This is a genomic window from Klebsiella sp. HN106, assembly GCF_051209435.1.
Classification (GTDB): domain Bacteria; phylum Pseudomonadota; class Gammaproteobacteria; order Enterobacterales; family Enterobacteriaceae; genus Klebsiella; species Klebsiella oxytoca.
In genome coordinates, this window is record NZ_JBLURD010000089.1 from 1 (window position 1) to 643 (window position 643).

Sequence of the window (643 nt, forward strand, 5' to 3'; positions counted from 1 at the left end):
AAACGAAAAAACCGCCTTGCAGGGCGGTTTTTCGAAGGTTCAGCAAGTTGGGGAACTTCTGAACCGTGGTAACAGGGTGTACAAGACCGCTGCCACCAAATACGTCCTTCCAGTTTAGCCGTAGTTAGGCTTCAACTTCAAGAACTCTGTACCAGTTATCTCTTGTACACCCCTTTACCAGTGGCTACCGCCAATGGCGATTTGTCGTGCCTTTTCGGGTTGGACTCAAGACGATAGTTACCGAAAAGAGCGTGGTAGTCGGACTGAACGGGGGGTTCGTGCATACAGTCCAGCTTGGAGCGAACTGCCTACCCGGAACTGAGTGTCAGGCGTGGAATGAGATAAACGCGGCCATAACAGCGGAATGACACCGGTAAACCGAAAGGCAGGAACAGGAGAGCGCACGAGGGAGCCACCAGGGGGAAACGCCTGGTATCTTTAAAGTCCTGTCGGGTTTCGCCACCACTGATTTGAGCGTCAGATTTCGTGATGCTTGTCAGGGGGGCGGAGCCTATGGAAAAACGGCAACGCCGTGGCTTTTTCCACAGGCTCTTCTCTTCCCGGTGATAGCGATGACTCTTCTGTGTGTCCCGTCCGCTCGCCGCAGTCGAACGGCAGGAGCGTAGCGACTGAGTGAGCGAGG

General features: G+C 54.4%; 1 protein-coding gene. It reads right to left on the reverse strand.

Annotated elements, in window-relative coordinates; all coding sequences use genetic code 11:
* Positions 1-155: 155 nt before the first annotated feature.
* Positions 156-284 carry a replication initiation protein gene (locus tag ACSIPU_RS30460; protein WP_071786179.1) on the reverse strand — a complete coding sequence of 43 codons (129 nt, stop codon included), beginning with the start codon at positions 282-284 and terminating at the stop codon, positions 156-158.
* Between the last annotated feature and the right edge of the window lie 359 nt (positions 285-643).

Excerpts from the sequence above, each read along its gene's own strand:
- ACSIPU_RS30460 (WP_071786179.1), bottom strand. The coding sequence starts at position 284 with ATGCACGAACCCCCCGTTCAGTCCGACTACCACGCTCTTTTCGGTAAC.